Source organism: Microbispora sp. NPDC049125 (assembly GCF_040802045.1).
In the GTDB taxonomy this organism is placed as follows: domain Bacteria; phylum Actinomycetota; class Actinomycetes; order Streptosporangiales; family Streptosporangiaceae; genus Microbispora.
Window position 1 is genome coordinate 46,060 of the sequence record NZ_JBEZDW010000046.1, and the last position, 17,173, is coordinate 63,232.

The 17,173-nt window shown below is 71.6% G+C and carries 15 protein-coding genes; 5 read left to right on the plus strand and 10 right to left on the minus strand.

Going from position 1 to position 17,173, the window contains the following annotated elements; translation table 11 throughout:
* Positions 1-3: 3 nt before the first annotated feature.
* The 4 genes from AB0B72_RS35225 to AB0B72_RS35240 are packed head-to-tail and all read right to left on the minus strand — an operon-like array spanning position 4 to position 3,929.
* A complete protein-coding gene (locus AB0B72_RS35225) occupies positions 4-1,086 on the minus strand; it encodes an MSMEG_0568 family radical SAM protein (protein WP_367743802.1) in 1,083 nt (360 codons plus the stop codon).
* Positions 1,087-1,096: 10 nt separating this feature from the next.
* On the minus strand, positions 1,097-1,621 hold the full coding sequence (locus AB0B72_RS35230) for an MSMEG_0572/Sll0783 family nitrogen starvation response protein (protein WP_367743803.1): 525 nt from the start codon (positions 1,619-1,621) through the stop codon (positions 1,097-1,099).
* Between the two features lie 43 nt (positions 1,622-1,664).
* Complete coding sequence (locus AB0B72_RS35235; RefSeq protein WP_367743804.1) at positions 1,665-2,492, minus strand: amidohydrolase family protein; 828 nt, start codon at positions 2,490-2,492, stop codon at positions 1,665-1,667.
* A gap of 12 nt (positions 2,493-2,504) precedes the next feature.
* The gene (locus AB0B72_RS35240; protein WP_367743805.1) at positions 2,505-3,929 is read right to left on the minus strand and encodes an MSMEG_0569 family flavin-dependent oxidoreductase; all 1,425 of its coding nucleotides are present in this window, start codon (positions 3,927-3,929) and stop codon (positions 2,505-2,507) included.
* Between the two features lie 234 nt (positions 3,930-4,163).
* Here AB0B72_RS35240 and AB0B72_RS35245 point away from each other — a divergent pair, with 234 nt between their 5' ends.
* Complete coding sequence (locus tag AB0B72_RS35245) at positions 4,164-5,231, plus strand: Dyp-type peroxidase (RefSeq protein ID WP_367743806.1); 1,068 nt, start codon at positions 4,164-4,166, stop codon at positions 5,229-5,231.
* Positions 5,228-6,025 (plus strand): family 1 encapsulin nanocompartment shell protein, encoded by a 798-nt coding sequence (locus AB0B72_RS35250; RefSeq protein ID WP_367743807.1) that lies wholly within the window; start codon positions 5,228-5,230, stop codon positions 6,023-6,025. The genes AB0B72_RS35245 and AB0B72_RS35250 overlap by 4 nt, the downstream gene beginning before the upstream one ends.
* 32 nt (positions 6,026-6,057) lie before the next feature.
* Here the strand turns inward: AB0B72_RS35250 and AB0B72_RS35255 are convergent, their stop codons facing one another.
* From AB0B72_RS35255 to AB0B72_RS35275, 5 genes are all read right to left on the minus strand, one after another.
* The gene (locus AB0B72_RS35255) at positions 6,058-6,459 is read right to left on the minus strand and encodes an SHOCT domain-containing protein (RefSeq protein ID WP_367743808.1); all 402 of its coding nucleotides are present in this window, start codon (positions 6,457-6,459) and stop codon (positions 6,058-6,060) included.
* A 330-nt stretch (positions 6,460-6,789) separates the two neighbouring features.
* On the minus strand, positions 6,790-7,092 hold the full coding sequence (locus tag AB0B72_RS35260) for a hypothetical protein (protein WP_367743809.1): 303 nt from the start codon (positions 7,090-7,092) through the stop codon (positions 6,790-6,792).
* Between the two features lie 204 nt (positions 7,093-7,296).
* A complete protein-coding gene (locus tag AB0B72_RS35265; RefSeq protein WP_367743810.1) occupies positions 7,297-8,238 on the minus strand; it encodes a DUF5996 family protein in 942 nt (313 codons plus the stop codon).
* A gap of 345 nt (positions 8,239-8,583) precedes the next feature.
* Positions 8,584-10,137: a M28 family metallopeptidase gene (locus AB0B72_RS35270; protein ID WP_367743811.1), complete on the minus strand. Its 1,554-nt coding sequence runs from the start codon at positions 10,135-10,137 to the stop codon at positions 8,584-8,586.
* Between the two features lie 200 nt (positions 10,138-10,337).
* The gene (locus AB0B72_RS35275; RefSeq protein WP_367743812.1) at positions 10,338-11,189 is read right to left on the minus strand and encodes a helix-turn-helix transcriptional regulator; all 852 of its coding nucleotides are present in this window, start codon (positions 11,187-11,189) and stop codon (positions 10,338-10,340) included.
* 226 nt (positions 11,190-11,415) lie between these two features.
* Here AB0B72_RS35275 and AB0B72_RS35280 point away from each other — a divergent pair, with 226 nt between their 5' ends.
* The 3 genes from AB0B72_RS35280 (at position 11,416) to AB0B72_RS35290 (ending at position 14,705) form a co-directional block, all read left to right on the plus strand.
* Positions 11,416-12,876, plus strand: a complete 1,461-nt coding sequence (locus AB0B72_RS35280) for an MFS transporter (protein ID WP_367743813.1) — start codon at positions 11,416-11,418, stop codon at positions 12,874-12,876.
* Between the two features lie 171 nt (positions 12,877-13,047).
* Entirely contained in the window at positions 13,048-14,424 is a 1,377-nt protein-coding gene (locus AB0B72_RS35285) for a cation:dicarboxylase symporter family transporter (protein WP_367743814.1), read from the plus strand.
* Between the two features lie 89 nt (positions 14,425-14,513).
* Complete coding sequence (locus AB0B72_RS35290; RefSeq protein ID WP_367743815.1) at positions 14,514-14,705, plus strand: DUF4236 domain-containing protein; 192 nt, start codon at positions 14,514-14,516, stop codon at positions 14,703-14,705.
* Between the two features lie 303 nt (positions 14,706-15,008).
* On the opposite strand, the gene AB0B72_RS35295 is transcribed toward AB0B72_RS35290, so the two are convergent.
* Positions 15,009-17,173 (minus strand): DUF222 domain-containing protein (locus tag AB0B72_RS35295; protein WP_367743816.1); only part of this gene is annotated, 2,165 nt, incomplete at its 5' end.

Consider the following 17,173-nt stretch of genomic DNA (forward strand, 5'->3'; position numbering starts at 1 on the left):
GGCTCACCCGCCCGCCGCCGGCAGCGCGCTGCACGCGCCGCACGCCGCGCACCCGGCCTTCTGGCCGGCGCCGGACATCCCGGCGTCGCGGAGCTTCGCCGCGACGCCTTCCGTGACGTGGCGGAGCAGCTCCGGGCTGGGCCCGCCCACCCCGTCGCGGGCCGCGAGGGTGCCGCCCATCGGGCGGAACGGGACGACGAACGGGTACACCCCCCGGTCGATCAGCCGGCCCGCCCCGGCGATCAGCTCCTCCGGGTCCTCGCCGAGCCCCACCAGCAGGTACGTCGAGACGCGGTTGCGGCCGAAGACCCGTACGGCCTCGTCCCAGGCCGCCTCGTAGTCGCGCATCGGCACGGTCGACTTGCCCGGCATCCAGCGGCGCCGGACGTCGTCGTCCAGCGCCTCGGCGTGGATGCCGATCGCGGTCGCCCCGGCCTCGCGGAGCGCGCCGATCCAGGACAGGTCGCCGGGGGGCTCGCACTGCACCTGGACGGGCAGCCCGGGGACGGCGGCGAGCACCGCCCGCACGGAGCGCGCGAGCGTGCGGGCCCCCCGGTCGGGGCCGGCCGTCGTCCCCGTGGTCATCACCATCTGGCGGACGCCGTCGAGCCGCACCGCCGCCTCGGCGACCTCGGCCAGCTGGGCCGGGGTCTTCGCGGCGACCGTCGCCCCTGCGCGCAGCGACTCCTCGATCGTGCAGAACCGGCACCGGTCGGCCTCCGCGTACCGGACGCAGGTCTGCACGACGGTGGTGGCCAGCACGTCCGCGCCGTGGAGGCGGGCGATCTGCTCGTACGGCACGCCGTCGGCGGTGCGCAGGTCGTAGAACCTGGGCCGGCGCACGGGGGTGAGGGTCACCCCGGTGTCCTCGTCCCCCAGCCAGACGCGGCCGTCGCGGACGGTGTAGGGACTGGCGGGATTGCGGGGGAGGGCCGCGCCGGCACCGTCCAGGAGGACGTGGCCGTCGTCACTCGGGCCGGCGCCCTCCGGCCGCCGCACGGGTGCGTCCACGCGGACGCCTCGTACGGCGAGCTCGGCGCGGGTCGCGATCCGCACGTCGACTCTCGTGCCGGTGCCGGTGCTCATCGGCGGCCTCTCAGAGCTGGTAGGTCGAGTTGATGATCGCGCCCTTGCGGGCGTAGTGGATGAGGGCGTCCTGGACGTCGAGAGGGTGCGTGGGGATGACGCCCTCGATGAGGTCCTCCTCGCGGGCGCCGTGCAGGGAAAGGCCGAAGCGGCAGCAGTAGACCTTTCCGCCTTCGGCGAGGAAGGTCTTCAGCTGGTTGTTGATGTTGTGCTCCCCGGGGAAGGCCGAGTTGCCGACCGTCGGGAAGCCCCGGGTGGCCAGGCAGTTGAGCGAGCCGGGGCCGTAGAAGTAGATCGCTGTCTCGAAGCCCTTGCGCAGCGCGCGGGTGGCCTGCAGCACGGCGACGAAGCTGACGGACGACTCGTGCGCGATGCCGTGCACGAGGGTGAAGTAGGTCTCCCCGTTCTCGGCCTGGTAGTCGGGGAAGACCTTGGTGCTGCCGTAGATGCTGGTCCCCTCGGCCAGGGAGGGGTGGGGGATCTCCTTGAGGCTCTGCTGCTCCAGCTCGTGCATTTCGATGGCGCTGTCGGACATGGCGTCTCCTCGGTCGGTCGTAAAGGCGGTTGTAGAGGCGGTGTCAGTCGTAGAGGCGGGCGAAGGTGCCGTGGAAGGCGAGTTCGCCGAGCTCGCCGTCGCCTGTCGCGGAGGACAGGCGGGCGAGCTCGCCCTCGAAGTCGCCCCACGGCTGGTCACTGGCGAACAGCACGCGGTCGTGGCCGGCGCCGCGCTGCTCGATCTCCCGGGCCAGCCACCGTGGGGCGAAGCCGATGGCCCAGGAGAGGTCGGTGTAGACGCGCTTGCCGGCCGCGGTCCAGTCGAAGAACCGCGAGCCGGCCAGCTTGATGTGGCCGCTCATGCCGCCGCCGAAGTGCACGAGGTGGACGGGCACCCGGTCGGCGTACCACTCCACGAGGTGGCCCACCTCGTCGATGTCGGAGGCGGCGCCCGGCGACGTGTGGACGTGCACGACCAGGCCGAGCCGCTCGGCCGTACGGAAGATCAGGTCGAGCTGGGGACGGCAGGCGGGGTCGGTGGGCCGGCCGCCCAGCAGGAAGCTGAGTTTCAGCGCGCGCACACCGTCCTCGGCCGCCAGCGCGAGCGCCCCCGCGGTGCGCGCCTCGTCCTCAGGCCGGGGGGAGACCCACAGCCCGGCGCGTACGCGGTCGTCCGTCTGGGCGGCCTCGACGACGAGCTCGTTGAAGGAGAAGGCGACGTCCGGATCGGGCACCCCGTAGTTGGGCAGCACCAGGGCCCGCTCCGTGCCCTCGGCGTCGAGGTCGGCCAGCAACTCCTTGACGGTCGCGCGGGCGCCGGTGTCCGGGCGGACCGGCGGCCCGCCGTAGAAGGGGTACGCGGGCAGCACCCCGATGTGGCGGTGCGCGTCGAAGACGGGACGTGGTGTCACGGGAGCCTCCTTTCAGCCGACGGGGAGGGCGGAGGTCAGGGTGGCCGGGGCTCCGGTGAGGGTGCCGCAGACGTCGGCGTAGCGGCGGGAGGCGTCGATGTGCCCGGCGAGGAACTCCGCGTCCCTGCCGACGGCCTCGAACCGGCCCGACCCCCAGCTGTGCTGCCAGGGCAGGCCGAGGAAGTACAGCCCCGGGCTGGCGGTCGCGCCGCGCCAGTGCATCGGGTAGCCGCGGCCGTCGAAGACGGGGATCTCGATCCAGCGGTGGTCCCGGCCGAAGCCCGTGCACCAGATCACCGAGGTGACGCCGCCGGCTTCGAGGTCGAGGCCGCGGGGCACGTCGTCCGGCTCCCACACCGGGGTGTACCGCTCCTCGGCGGGGGCGTCGATGCCGCGAGCCGCGATGTGGGCGTCGATCGCGTCCTTGATGCCCTCCGCGACGGCGTCGGCGTGGTCGAGCCTGGCCTTGAGGTCGCCGGCGAACCGCACGTGCGTGCCGTCGGCACCGGTCAGCCTGCCGTACAGGCGCATGCCTTCACGGGCGAAGGCGCGCAGGTCGATGTCGCGCCCGCCGTCGCGGCCCGTGACGTAGTGGTTGACCCGGAGCCGTACGGCCCCGGCGTCGTCGAATGAGTCGATGCCCTTGGCGTAGTGGCCCATCTCGTCCAGCCACGCCACGCAGTCGCGGCCGCGGTAGAAGCGGGCGACCCGCGGTGCGCCGCCGACCGCGAGATGTACCTGACGACCGGCCAGATGCAGGTCCTCGGCGATCTGGCAGCCGGACTGCCCGGTGCCGACCACCAGCACCGCCCCGGCGGGCAGCCCTCCGGGGTTCCGGTATTCCGAGGAGTGGAGCTGCGTCACCGAGGCGGGCAGGCGCTCGGCCATCCGGGGGATCGAGGGGACGTGGTACGGGCCCGTGGCCACCACGACCTGGTCGGCGGTCAGCACGCCGGCTGTGGTGGACAGCTCGAACACCCCGCCGGTCAGGCGGCGCAGCCGGGTGACCGTCACCTCCTCGGCCAGCGGCGGACGGAAGGAGGCGGCGTAGTCCTCCAGGTATCGCACGATCTGCTCGCGGACCATGAAGCCGTCGGGGTCGGGCCCCGAGTACGGGAATCCCGGGAGCCTGCACTGCCAGTTGGGGGTGACGAGGCAGAAGGAGTCCCATCGGCGCTCGCGCCACTCCCGGCCGATCCTCCCCGCCTCGAGGACCAGGTGGCCGATGCCGCGCCGGCCCAGGCAGTAGCTCATCGAAAGGCCCGCCTGGCCGCCGCCGACGACCACGACGGGGAAGTGCGATCCGGCGATCTCGCCGTTCCCCGGCGGGCGGGGACCGTCCGGCTGTGGCTCACCGGGCTGGGAACCGTCCGGCCGGGGCTCACTGGATCGGGGACCGGGCGGCCCGCCGGGCCGCCGCGCATGCATCTCGGGCATGAGACCTCCAGGGTGGCGGCGATGGGGACCTGCCGCCCTGCCGCCGCTCGATCTCCACTTCAGCCAGTGGTGATTTCCAGTCGACGTCATCCGGAACAACTTTGAGTAACCAGAACGTCACTCATGCGCTTGAGGCGAAGTGGGCAGATCGCCGGGGCACCCCCGGGGTGACGGCCCGCGTCGGCGGCCTGACAGGCTGGTCCTTCCGGTACGCGACATGGCGGAGGCGCGGAAATGGTGAAGCAGGTGCCCGGCGGGGAGCCTGGCCGGGAGGCGATCCCGCAGCCGGTGCTGAGCCCGCTGACGACGACGGCGATCTTCCTGGTGGTGACCGTCGACCCCGGGGGCGAGCCCGTCGCGCGGGAGCTGCTGACCGATCTTTCCGCCCTCCAGCGGTCCGTCGGCTTCCGGGCGGCCGAGGGCAGGCTGAGCTGCGTCGCGGGCATCGGATCCCAGGTGTGGGACCGCCTGTTCGCCGGGCCGCGCCCGGCTGAGCTGCACGAGTTCCGCGAGCTGAACGGGCCCGTGCACCGGGCGGTGTCCACGCCGGGGGACCTGCTCTTCCACATCCGGGCGACACGGCTCGACCTGTGCTTCGAGCTGGCCTCGCAGATCATGGACCGCCTGCGCGGGGCGGTGACGGTCCGGGACGAGGTCCAGGGCTTCAAGTACTTCGACGTGCGCGACCTGCTCGGCTTCGTCGACGGCACGGAGAACCCGGTCGGCCCGCTGGCGAGCGAGGCCGTCCTGATCGGCGACGAGGACCCGGAGTTCGCCGGCGGCAGCTACGTGATCGTGCAGAAGTACCTGCACGACCTGCGGGCGTGGAACGCCCTGCCGGTCGACCGGCAGGAGAAGGTGATCGGGCGGACGAAGCTGTCCAACATCGAGCTGGACGACGCCGCCAAGCCGGACGACTCCCACGTCGCCCTGACCACGATCACCGACCCGGACGGCACCGAGCGGCGGATCCTGCGCGACAACATGCCGTTCGGCAACGTCGGCAGGGGCGAGTTCGGCACCTACTTCATCGGGTACGCCCGCACGCCGTCGGTCACCGAGACGATGCTGGAGAACATGTTCCTGGGCAGCCCGCCGGGCAACCACGACAGGATCCTCGACTTCTCCACGGCGGTGACCGGCACCTTGTTCTTCACGCCCACCGTCGACTTCCTCGACGACCTTCCCGAACCCCCGGGCTCCGGCATCGCGGCCGCCGGGGCCGGCGCCAGCCCCGAGCTCCAGGCCCCCCGCGACGGGTCCCTGGGGATCGGTGATCTCAAGAGGAGCACGTCCCGATGAACAACCTGCACCGCGAGCTCGCGCCCATCTCCGACGTGGCCTGGGCCGACCTGGAGGAAGAGGCGCGGCGCACGTTCCGGCGCCACGTGGCGGGGCGCCGCGTCGTCGACGTCCCCGAGCCGGCGGGGCTGAACCTGTCCGCCGTCTCCACCGGGCACCTCGACGCCGTCGAGCCCCCCGCCGGGGGCGTCGTCGCCCACATCCGCCGTTCCCAGCCGATCCTTGAGCTGCGGGTGCCGTTCACGGTCGACCGGCGCCAGGTCGACGACGTCGAACGGGGCGCCAAGGACGCCGACTGGCAGCCGGTGAAGGACGCCGCCAAGCGGATCGCGTTCGCGGAGGACCGCGCGGTGTTCGAGGGCTACGCGGCGGCGGGCATCGCGGGCATCCGCGAGAGCTCCTCCAATCCGGCGCTGACGCTGCCCGCCGAGGTGGGCGACTACCCCGACGCCGTGAGCCAGGCCGTCTCGGCGCTGCGCCTGGCCGGCGTCGGCGGTCCGTACGACCTGGCACTGAGCGCGGACGCCTACACGGCGGTGAGCGAGACCGCGGTGCACGGCTACCCGGTCATCGAGCACATCGCCCGGCTGCTCGACGGGAAGATCATCTGGGCGCCCGCCATCGACGGGGCCTTTCTGCTGTCCACCCGGGGCGGCGACTTCGAGCTGTGCATCGGGCAGGACCTCTCGATCGGCTACCTGTCCCACGACGCCGCCAGCGTCGAGCTGTACTTCCAGGAGACGCTGACCTTCCTCGTCCACACCTCCGAGGCCGCGGTGCCGCTCGTGCTGTGACACCGGGACGGGCCCCGGGCCGCGAGGACCGGTCACATCTCGGACAGGATTCGCGCCTTCGCGGTCTCGAACTCGGCGCGGGAGACGGTGCCCGCGTCGAGGAGCGTCTGGAGCTTGCGCAGCCGATCGAGGGGGTCCTGGCCGGAGCCCGCGGATCGCGGTGTGAAGCTCGGAGCAGGGCTCGCTCCGGCCACCGGCGCCGGGCCGAAGCCCTTGAACGTGCCCAGAAAGAAGCTGAGCAGCCCGCCGATGATCGCGCCGGGCAGCACCCAGGCCCACTTCTCCGTGCCGGGCGGGCACGCTCGGGCGGAGACGTAGTTGCCACCCGAGGCGCAGCTGCCGCCGCGGACGAGCTGATACAGCGCGTAGAGCGCGAACCCCAGGCAGACCAGGGAGATCAGCACGCCGATGCCGACCCGGATGCGGTACCTCATTTCGCGAACCGTACAGCAACGGCACGGGCGCCCACCGGGGCCTGTGCCGGCGGTGGGCGACGACGAGCGCCTGCACGCGGCGCGGCAGACGATCCTCTACGGCTCCAGCGAGCCTCTGCGACTCCAGCGGCCCGGTTCCAGCGGCCCGGTTCCAGCGGCCCGGTTCCAGCGGCCCGGCTTCAGCGGCTCTCTACGGCTTGAGCGGCCTTCTACGGCTTGAGCGGCGCGGCGGCGTCTTCTGTGCGCAGCACCGAGTCGAGGAGCTGATCGTGCCGGCGTGAGCTGGGGTGACGGGGCGCCTTCGAGCTTGGTGCCCGCCGGGTGTCCGGCTTACAGAAGCCACAGGCGCGCGTGCAGGAGGACACGGAGCAGCGGCCCCGCCTGAGGCGCCTGGGCGACGGGGACGCAGTCGAACTGCGGGCACGGCGTGGTGAAGCACGCCTTGGGCGACGGCACGCAGACCGTGCCCGGAGGGCAGAGCGCCGCGGCGCAGGGCGAGTCCGGTCCCGCGTCACACACCACAGCCGCGGGTGGCACCGACGAGCTGGAATCGGCGGTCGCCGCCCAGGAGGGCGCCGACATCACGGACAGCCCCGCGGCTACGGCCGCGCCCACCATGAACCTGCGAAGCATCTTTCTCCCCCTACGTGCCCAGAGCCCCCGGTGAGCAGAGTCGCACACGTGGGCCGTCGGCCAGGTCGCGCCACGCGGGACTCCGTGGATCTTCCCCTGCCGGTGTCCCCGGTGGGCGTGCGCAGCCGGCCGTGCGCCGTCGTCAGCGGGGGCCGGGGGCCGGGGCAGACGCGCGGAGTCGCGGCGCGCACGGCGGCGTACGGGTCAGCCGCGGGCGGTCAGCCGGGGGTCGGTGATCCCGCCCGGGCAGGCGAGCCCGGCGACGTCCCACCCGGCGAGGGCGGCTCCGGCCTGGTAGGCGCTCTCGTAGAACGACAGGACGACGGCACGAGGGTCGGCCGCCGCCCGCGCGTCGTCGTAGCGGAGCACGGCCAGGTGGCCGCCTCGCTGCGCGACCCACCGCGCGGCGCCCGGCCGCAGGGGCATCTCGGCCAGCCGCTCGGGCTCGGGGGCGGTGTACGAGTAGAAGGCGGGCTCGGTGAAGGTGTCGTCTCCGAACCAGAAACCGAAGCTGATCACCTCGCGGGAGTACGCCTCCCGGGTGACGCAGTCGCGGTCGGCCGGCTGGTCGACCACACGGCCGGAGAACCGGGTGCAGGCGATGTCGAAGGTGTGCCAGAAATGGTGCACAGGGCTGATCTTGCCCGAGTAGCCGGCGGCGGACTCCTCCAGCAGCAGGCTCACCTGGTTGAGGACCTGCCAGTAACGGGTGACCGCTGCGGTGTCGTACGTCGCGTGCTCGGTGTCGTCGGCGAACGGACGCCCGGAGTCGGGCAGGTCGTACGGCCGCGGTATGGCGATGTCCACCCTGACGCCCAGCGCCGCCAGCGCCCGCATGGTCTCCCGGTAGAAGGACGCGACCGACTGGCCGTACAGCGGGAAGGACGCCACCCTGCCGTCCAGCGTCGTGACCAGCAGCTGGTGGCCGACGAAGTCGAAGTCGACGGTGAAGATCGGCTTGCCGTCGGCCCGGCCCATCGGACGAGTGGTCAGGCCTCGCGCGGTGAGATGGAACGGCACGCTCCACCAGTGGTTGCGCCGGATGCCGGCGGAGAGCCTGATCTTCCCGACGATCTGGACGAATCGGTGAAGAGTGGCTTTTGTGTCCTGCCAATCGGCCAGCGGCATCGCGGGGAACAGTTCCATGGGGTTGCTGTTCCCTCCGGCGGCGTGCGATACCCGACGACAGGACATGGCGGCCTCACAGGCCCGCTCACCAGCCCCGCTGGGACAGCGCGCCCGCCTGCCGCTGGGACGCCGTGCCCGCCTGTCGCGGCGGGCGTGACATCTGGGCCGTCGTCTCCGCTGCCGAATCATGAGCCGGCCGAATCATGAGCCGGCCGAATCATGAGCCGGCCGAATCATGAGCCGGCCCACTCATGAGCCGCCGAAGCGCGGGTCGTGGTCTGTGAGAACGGCCGTCGTGGCTCATCCCGGCGCGTGGTCATGCCGTATCAGACGGGCACGACCACGCGCCGGAACCGCGTGGTGCTATCGGAGGGACGCGACCCCCACGGCGGGCTGCGCCGACCGCGCGGCGGCGGTGCGGGCCGCCATCGTGGGACGGGTGTCGGGCCCGGGCAGGTCACGGCTGAACGCGTAGACGACCGCGGCCGTGGCGATACCCCCGGTGTTCAGCGCGAGGGCCTTGTCGTTGATGTTGGCGATGGTGTCGCAGGCCTGGTGGTAGCAGTGGTCGTAGGCCTCTCCGGCGGTGCCGCCGAACAGCGCCTGCTCCTGCGGCGTCTTGACGCCCTCGGCGCCGGTGAACAGGCCTCCGGCCGGGATCCCGGCGGTGATGAACGGCCCGTAGTCCGACCGTCCGTCGAAGTCGGTGCCGATGTGGCCCTGCCGGAGCGTGTCGAAGTACTTCACGAAGAGCTTCTCGATCTCGTCCGAGCCGGCCGGCCCGGCGGGGGAGCCCTCGGCGTCGGAGTCGTCCCCGTCGTAGACCATCAGGGCGTAGTTGGGGGAGGCGACCATGTCGAAGTTCAGATACAGCTTGATCTTGGCCAGCTCCGCGGCGGACAGGCTCGCGACGTAGTGCTCCGAGCCCAGCAGGCCGAGTTCCTCGGCGCTCCAGAAGGAGAAACGCAGCTTGTTGCGCGTCGGGATCTTGCCGAGCTTCGAGGCGACCTCCAGGATCGCCGCGCTGCCCGAGCCGTTGTCGTTGATGCCCGGCCCGGCGAGCACGCTGTCCAGGTGTGCTCCGATCTGCACCACCTTGTTCGGGTCACCCCACTTGGAGTCCGCGATGACGTTGTGAGTCGTTCGGATCTCGCTCGCGGTGTCCGTCTTGATCCGGACGACGGCGCCCGCCGTGCCGGCCAGCTCCTCGCCGACGGCGAAGCCGACGCCCACCACCGGGATCTCGACGGGCTCCCCGAGGTTGCCCTGGAGGGTCTCCGTCCGCCCCGGCTGGCCCTCGTTGAAGATGATCGCCCCGACGGCGCCGGCGGCCTGCGCGTTCTGCACCTTGACGATGAAGTTGCAGGTGCCGCGCTGGAGCAGGGCGACGCGGCCTGGCGTGAACGAGGCGAAGTCGGCGGGCTCACATCCGGAGCTGGAGCTCGGCGTGGGGGTGGGCGGCAGCGTCAGGTCGACGTTCTGGACGGTCGCCGTGACATCCCCGGAGCCTGAGTACGTCATGGTGGCGAACTCGCCGACGGTGCTGCCGTCCGGCGGGGTGGGCGCGTAGGTCCTCGGCGACGGCGAGATCCGCTGCAGGACGGCGGTGGAGTTCTCCTGGAAGAACGGGAACTCGAACGGCTGCACCGTCACCGTGTAGCCGGACTTCCTCAGCTGGGCCGCCACGTAGTCGCGCGAGGCGTCGAAGCCCGGCGTGCCTGCCGCGCGGGTGCCGCCGTTGGCGTCGGCGATGTCCTGCAGCTTGCGCAGGTGCTTCTTGACGCCGGACACGACCACCGACTGGGCCACCTGCGCGGGGTCGGGGTCGGCGTTGGCCGGCGCGGCTTGCGCGAGCGGGAGCATGAGGGCGAGCGTCGCCGCGGCGACCACCGCCCCCTTGCCGAGGGTGAAGCGCATCGGGCTCTCCTTCGGGTCCAATGTCAGGGGGTCCCCCCGGATGGGTACTGATGGAACCTAACCGCCATCGGGTGGTCCGTGAAGGGCCTCGACTCCTGCTGTGGACAACTTCCCGGCGTTATGTCAGCGCCGGGCGGGCGCCGAACCACCGGGAGCGTCCTCCCGACGGCCCTGGATGAGCTGGTCAGATCGGCGAGCGCTCAGCGGGACGGCGTCGCGTTCATCAGCAGGCGCAGGCCGGCCTCGGAGGGGCTGCCCGGGCGGGCGCTGTACATGAGCGTGCGATGGCCCGACTCGTCCGGCAGGTGCAGCACCTCGAAGTCGAGCTCCAGGTCGCCGACCTCCGGATGCCGGAACAACTTGGTGCCCGACACGCAGTTGGCCACCGGCTGCCTGGACCAGAGGGAGGAGAACTCCGGGCTCCGCATCGTCAGCTCACCGATCAGCTCCGCCAGCTCCCGGTCGTCCTGGTAACGGCCCGCGACCAGACGGAGAGACGCCACCGCCCGGGCCGCCTCCACCTCCCATCGGACGTGGAGATCGCGGTGATGCGGGTCGAGGAAGAGCAGCCTGGTCAAATTCGGCCGGTCCGCGGGCCGGTCCGGCGAACCGGCGTCCAGATGCCCGGCCAGAAGGAGATGCCCGAGCGTGTTCCACGCCAGCACCTCGTTCTGCCGGCCCACGACGACGGCGGGCACGTTCACCATCGCGCCGATCATCTGCCGGATCCCCGGGCGGGCCGTGGCCGGCTTCGGCGCCCTGCGCCGCCTGGCCGGCACAGGCCGGGCCAGGTCATGGAGATGCGTCCGCTCGTCGTCGTCGAGGTCGAGGGCCCGCGCGATGGCGTCGATCACCGACTCCGACGCGTTGAGGCTCTGCCCCTGCTCCAGCCGGGTGTAGTAGGTCACGCTGACGCCGGCGAGCTGCGCGAGCTCCTCGCGCCGCAGGCCGGGCACACGCCGCGCGCCGTACGAGGCGACGCCCGCCTCCTCGGGACTGACCCTCGCGCGCCGGCTACGCAGGAACTCTCCGAGCACCGTCCGTTCCGCCATGGCCTCAATCCTGCATGAGGGATGGACGGCGCGCCTGTCCCTGTCAGTGCCAGGCAGGCCGTGACTACTCAGGCCAGTGGCCTGGCCCGTCTCGGCCGGTCGCCGGAGGCTGGTGAGCCGAGGATCCGATCTCCACGGGTCCACGCCCGATTCCATGCGATCACACCGGACACCGTCCGGCCCCACCTCACCCGAGTCTGTCCGACATCACGTAAGGAGGATCGGCATGGCTGATGTCGATCAGGTCAGGCCGCGACAGGCGGCTTCGCCATCGATGACGGCGCGGCAACGGCTCGCCCTGGGCCTGCTGCTCAGCGCCGGCTTCACCCTCGCCGTCGACTTCTCCATCCTCAACGTCGCCCTGCCCGGGATCGGCGCCGACGTCGGCCTCCCGCTGGACGGCCTTCAATGGGTCGCGACCGCGTTCGCCCTGTGCGCCGCCGGATTCACGCTGCTGTTCGGCCGTCTGGCCGACATGTTCGGACGCCGGCGGCTGTTCCTCGCGGGCATGGCCCTCCTCGGCGTCGCCTCCGCGGCGGGCGGTCTCGCGACGTCGCCCGCGGCGCTGGTGGGTGCGCGCGCCGCTCAGGGGCTCGCGACCGCCGCGGTCACCCCGGCTGCGCTCGCACTGCTGACCACGTCGTTCCCCGAGGGGCCGCACCGGGACAGGGCGCTCGGTCTCAACGGCGCCCTCATGGCCGCTGGGTTCACCGCCGGGGCGATCCTCGGCGGCGTCCTCACCGACCTGCTCAGCTGGCGCTGGGCGTTCTTCGTCAACGTGCCCGTGGCCGCCGCAGTCGTCGCGATCGCGCCGGCCGTCCTCGCACCGGACCGGCTCGGCCGGCGTCCCCGGCTCGACGTCCCCGGCGCCGTCACGGTCACCGCGGGCCTGCTGGCCGTGGTGTACGGGCTGACCGCGGCGGGAGACACCTCCTGGGGCGACCCCAGGACCGTCGCCGCGCTGGCGGCGGGCGGGGTGCTGCTGGCCGCGTTCTGGGTGATCGAGTCCCAGGTGGCGGCGCCGCTGGTCCCGGTAACGGTCCTCCGCCGGCCCGGGGTGCGCTGGGGCAACGTCGCGGGGCTGACGGCCTTCGCGACGGAGACGTCCCTGGTGTTCCTCCTCACCCTCTACCTGCAGAAGGTCCTCGGCTACTCACCCCTGGTCGCGGGTCTGTCGTTCACGGTGCTCGGCGCCGGAACCGTGCTCGGCGGGATCGCCGGCCCGAAGGTCATCGGCAGGATCGGAGGCCGGAGCGCGATGGTCGCCGGCTTCGCCGTACAGGCGGCGGCGACCCTCACGCTCGTCCGGCTGGGGCCGGAGCCGTCGTGGACGGCGCTGCTGCTGGTGGCGACGTTCGCCGGAGGGGTGGCCAACCTCGTCGCGATCGTCGGCTTCATGGTGACCGCGACCTCGGGGCTGCCCGATCGCGAGCAAGGTTTGGCGACCGGCCTGGCCACCATGAGCCAGCAGGTGGGCATCACCATGGGGATACCGATCATGAGTGCCGTGGTCACCGCACGCGTCCACGGGCTCGGAGGGCAGGGCCCCGGCGCCGTGCTCGGCGGGATCACGACGGCGATTGTCGTCAACGCCGCCGTCTGCGCCGCCATGGCGATCGTGGCCGCGGTCTTCCCCCGCCGCGAGGCGCTCACGCAGGTGCCCCCGGCCGCGCCGCCAGGCACTTAAGGCCGCGGTTCCTTCGCGCGGGAGACGGAGCCGCCGAGATGAGTGCCGGCTGTAACGCCCGTCCTGGTCGGCCCCTCATCTCGGCGGATCGGCCAGGAAGAGTGATCTGGGTCACAATCGCGGTAGTAGCCCCCCGACCGCATCTCCGCTCTCGTACGCAAGGAGGGTCACGTGACGACGCCCCCGGCTCGATCCCCATCCCAGGCGCGGACAGACCGCACCCGCTACCTCTATCTGGCTGTGATCGTCGCGGTGCTCGCGGGGATCGCCGTGGGGCTGCTCGCCCCGGACGTGGGCGTCGCGCTCAAGCCGCTCGGCACCGCTTTCGTGGCGCTCATCAAGATGATGATCAGCCCGATCATCTTCTGCACCATCGCGCTGGGGGTCGGCTCGGTGGCCCAGGCGGCCAAGGTCGGCAAGGTGGGCGGCCTGGCCATCGGCTACTTCCTCGTCATGTCGACGGTGGCGCTCGCCATCGGCCTGGTGGTCGGCAATCTGCTGCACCCGGGCGAAGGGTTGCAGCTCACCGAGGAGCTGCGCAAAGCGGGCGCCGAGCAGGCGGCCAAGGAAGGCGAGAGCGACACGACCGCGTTCCTGCTCGGCATCATCCCGGCGACGTTCGTCTCCGCCTTCACCGAGAACCAGGTGCTGCAGACGCTTCTGGTGGCGCTGCTCACCGGCTTCGCGCTTCAGGGCATGGGGGAGCGGGCCGTCCCCCTGCTGAGAGGGATCGGCCACATCCAGCGGCTCGTCTTCCGCATCCTCGCCATGATCATGTGGGTTGCGCCGATCGGCGCGTTCGGGGCGATGGCGGCGGTGGCCGGCGCGGGCGGCTTCGACGCGCTGAAGAGCCTCGCCGTACTCATGGCCGGCTTCTACGCGACCTGCCTGCTGTTCGTCGGGCTCGTCCTTGGGCCGGTGCTGTGGCTGGTCGCCCGGGTGAATCTGCTGTCGCTGCTGCGCTACCTCGGCAGGGAGTTCCTGCTGATCCTGTCGACCTCCTCCTCGGAGTCGGCGCTGCCGCGCCTGATCGCGAAGATGGAGCACCTGGGGGTGGGCCGCGCGGTCGCCGGCATCACCGTGCCGACGGGCTACTCGTTCAACCTCGACGGGACCGCCATCTACCTGACGATGGCGACGTTGTTCGTGGCCCGCGCGACGGGCTTCCCACTGTCGACGGGCGAGCAGATCAGCCTGCTGGTTTTCATGATCATCGCGTCGAAGGGTGCGGCGGGTGTCACCGGCGCCGGGCTCGCCACCCTCGCGGCGGGCCTCCAGTCGCACCGGCCGGCGCTGGTGGACGGTGTCGGCCTCATCGTGGGCATCGACCGCTTCATGTCCGAGGCCCGCGCGCTGACCAACTTCGCGGGCAACGCGGTCGCCACCGTCGTGATCGGCGCGTGGGTGGGCGACTTCGACCGGGAGCGCGCCGAGGAGGTGCTGTCAGGAGGCATCCCCTTCGACGAGGCGACATTCGTGGACGACCACGACGGGGGTGCCCCACCGCCCACGGCCGAGGAGCCGGCCCCCGCGTTGTCGCCGCGCTGACACGCGCAAAGCGGGCCTGTATCCCGCCGGCCACGTTTGCGATCAGCATCACGGGTAGTCGTCGTGCACCGGAGAGCACGGAGGAAGATATGGGCTGGAGTTACCGTAAGTCGATCAAGATGGGCCCCTTCAGGCTCAACCTCTCGCGGAGCGGTGTCGGCCACAGCTACGGCGGTCGTGGGTTCCGCGTCACCAAGACGGCCGACGGGCGGCGCACTCTCACGGTCAATCTGCCCGGCGGTTTCCACTGGAAGAAGACCATGGGCGGCAGCCGCAGCTGACCCACCTCCTCGCCGCGGCCCGCTGCGGCTCCCCCGCGGCTGTTCGGAGGCCACCTGCGACGATGCGGGTGGCCTCCGCTGTGCTTACCGCGCGGGGCCGTCCCCCGCGCGGCATCCCTTCTCCCCGCGGGCGTCGCCGGGGGAGTCCCGGTCTCGCTGGTTTCCCTCAATCGCGTGTGCCCAATGTTCGGCGGTGTGTGGCTCAGCCCGGGCTGTGTGCGCCACAGGTCCGGGTGTGCCTCAGCCCCGGCTGCGCCAGCCTCCGGCCCGGCCGTGTCCGCCGCTGGCCCAGCCGTGTCCGCCTCAGAACGGGGGGATGTCACGGTCGGGGATCAGGCCAAGCAAGGTGTCATGGCCGGTGTCCGGCTCCGCTGCCTGGCTGTCCTTCTTGCCGCAGGAGGCCGGTGTGTCCGAGCCGGGATCGGACGGCCCGGGGACCGATGCGGCGGGCATCGTGGGCAGGTCGGCGCTCGATGACTCAGTGCCTGATGGCTCGTCGTGGGCTGTGCCGACTTCCAGCCGCTGGTGGTAGCCGGGACGGAGCTCGGGGAGCGGGGTAATGATCTTCGGTGGATGGGTCGGGTAGGTGTGGCCGAGTGGGCTGGTCCAGATGATCAGATGAGGGTGGGGCATGGTCACTTGCCAGCCGCCTTGGTGTTTGGCGCGGTGGTCGTGGCGGCAGACCAGCTCCAGATTGTTGTGGCTGGTAGGTCCGTCAGCGACCCGCTCGATGACGTGGTCTTGGTCGGTTCTGGTTGCGGGCGTGCGGCAGCCGGGCCAGGAACACGCCCGGCCCCGGATCTGCACGTAGCGTCGTAAGGCGGCACCGGCTTGTCGGCGATCCTTTCCGTCGCTGGCGAAGGGATCAGTCGTTTCGCTGTTTGCGGCCCCTGGCCACGAGCGGGAGGTGCCGGAGTCGCCGGTTTCGATGTCTACGGTGCCGGTCGTGTGCGGGATGGAGATCGGCGCGGTCCTGATCTGGCGGGTGAGGTCGGCCACGAGCGCGGTCCAGTCGCCGGTTACGGCTGGTTGGTGGGCGAGGCGCTGCAAGAGTGTGTGAGTGATCTGGAGTTCGACGATGCCGCCGCGGCGGGTGTCACGGAGCGGACGCTCTGCGGGTGGGCAGGGGCGGTGCAGGGTGATGCCGGCGTGGAGGAGATGGCCGTTGTCGGTGCAGATGGCGTAGCGCCATTCGCCGGCCATCATGCGGGTGACCATCTGACGGGCGAGTGGGGCATGGATCATTCCCCATCCGGGTGCGTGTGCGGGGTGTTCGTCCAGGCCCAGTAGCGTGGCCAACTCCACCCGGAGCTCCGGGACGGCCCACCCTCGCGCGGTAGTTGCGATCGGGGCGTCGCCGGGTTCGGCATCTGACGTGGCTTTCTGTCTTTTCTCAGGGGCGGCGGATGCCTCCGGCCTGGGGACGCCCCCGGGGGAGCTGTCAAGTATCGGGCCTGCCGAGATGTCGCTGGGTGGACCGGAAGGGAAGTCGGCTGGAGTGTCGCTGGGCGAACTGGTGGGCGGGCCGACTGGGGTGTCGCTCGGTGTGTCGGTGGGCGAGCCGGCCGGGGTGCCACCAGCTGACCCTTCCGGTGGGCCAGCCGGGGCGCCATCGGAAGGGTTCACCGGGACGCCGCCAGTTGGATCCGGTGGGTTGGTCGGTGTGCCGCCGGAGGGGCCGCCGGATGGGGTGTCGGGACCCTTCGGGCCTGCGTCGGGATCGGGATCGGTGCCTGGGTCGGGGTCTGTGCTGGTGTTGGGTGGTGTGTCGAGGAAGGGGTGGGTGCGGATGTGGGTGATGATCTGCTCGTCGGTCAGGCCTTCGAAGGTGCCGTCCAGGGAGCCGAGGAACAGGTCGGCGCGGATGTGGTCGATCGGGCGGCGGTCTCCGGCGCGTTTGCAGGAGCGGGCCAGCTCATCGATGCGTTCACAACCGGCCGCGGCCCGGTCCACCGGCAGGTCCAGGCCGGACACGCTGGCGGTGCCGTCGTCGTTGCGCGCCCCCACCACGCGGCGGCGTTTGACCGCCTCGGTGTACCGCTTTTCCGCCCAGCCCGGGTCGATCGCCAGCACCAGCCGCTGAATGTGCTCGATCAACTCCCCGACCGTCCACCTGCCGGCTTGGTCGACCAGGTGGTCACACACCAGGGCGGCCTGCTCATCGGTCAGCCCGGTGGTCCAGCGGATGAACGCCGCAGCCCGCGGCTCATCCAAAGTTCCCGCCAGCATCGCCTCACCCAAGACCGGCAACCGGCGGTGCACATTCCACGCCAAATCGAAGGTCGAATCAGCACGCCGGCGTGACCACACCAGCGCCGCGCGGGCCTCATCGGGAGCGAACTCCTCCGACACCGCCAGCCTGCGCACCGTGCCGGCGGAGAACTGCTCGCGCAGCCCCACCTCCAGCATCACCTGCAAAAACCACGCCCGATCATGACAGGACTGCCGGTAGGCCGCCTTCAACACCT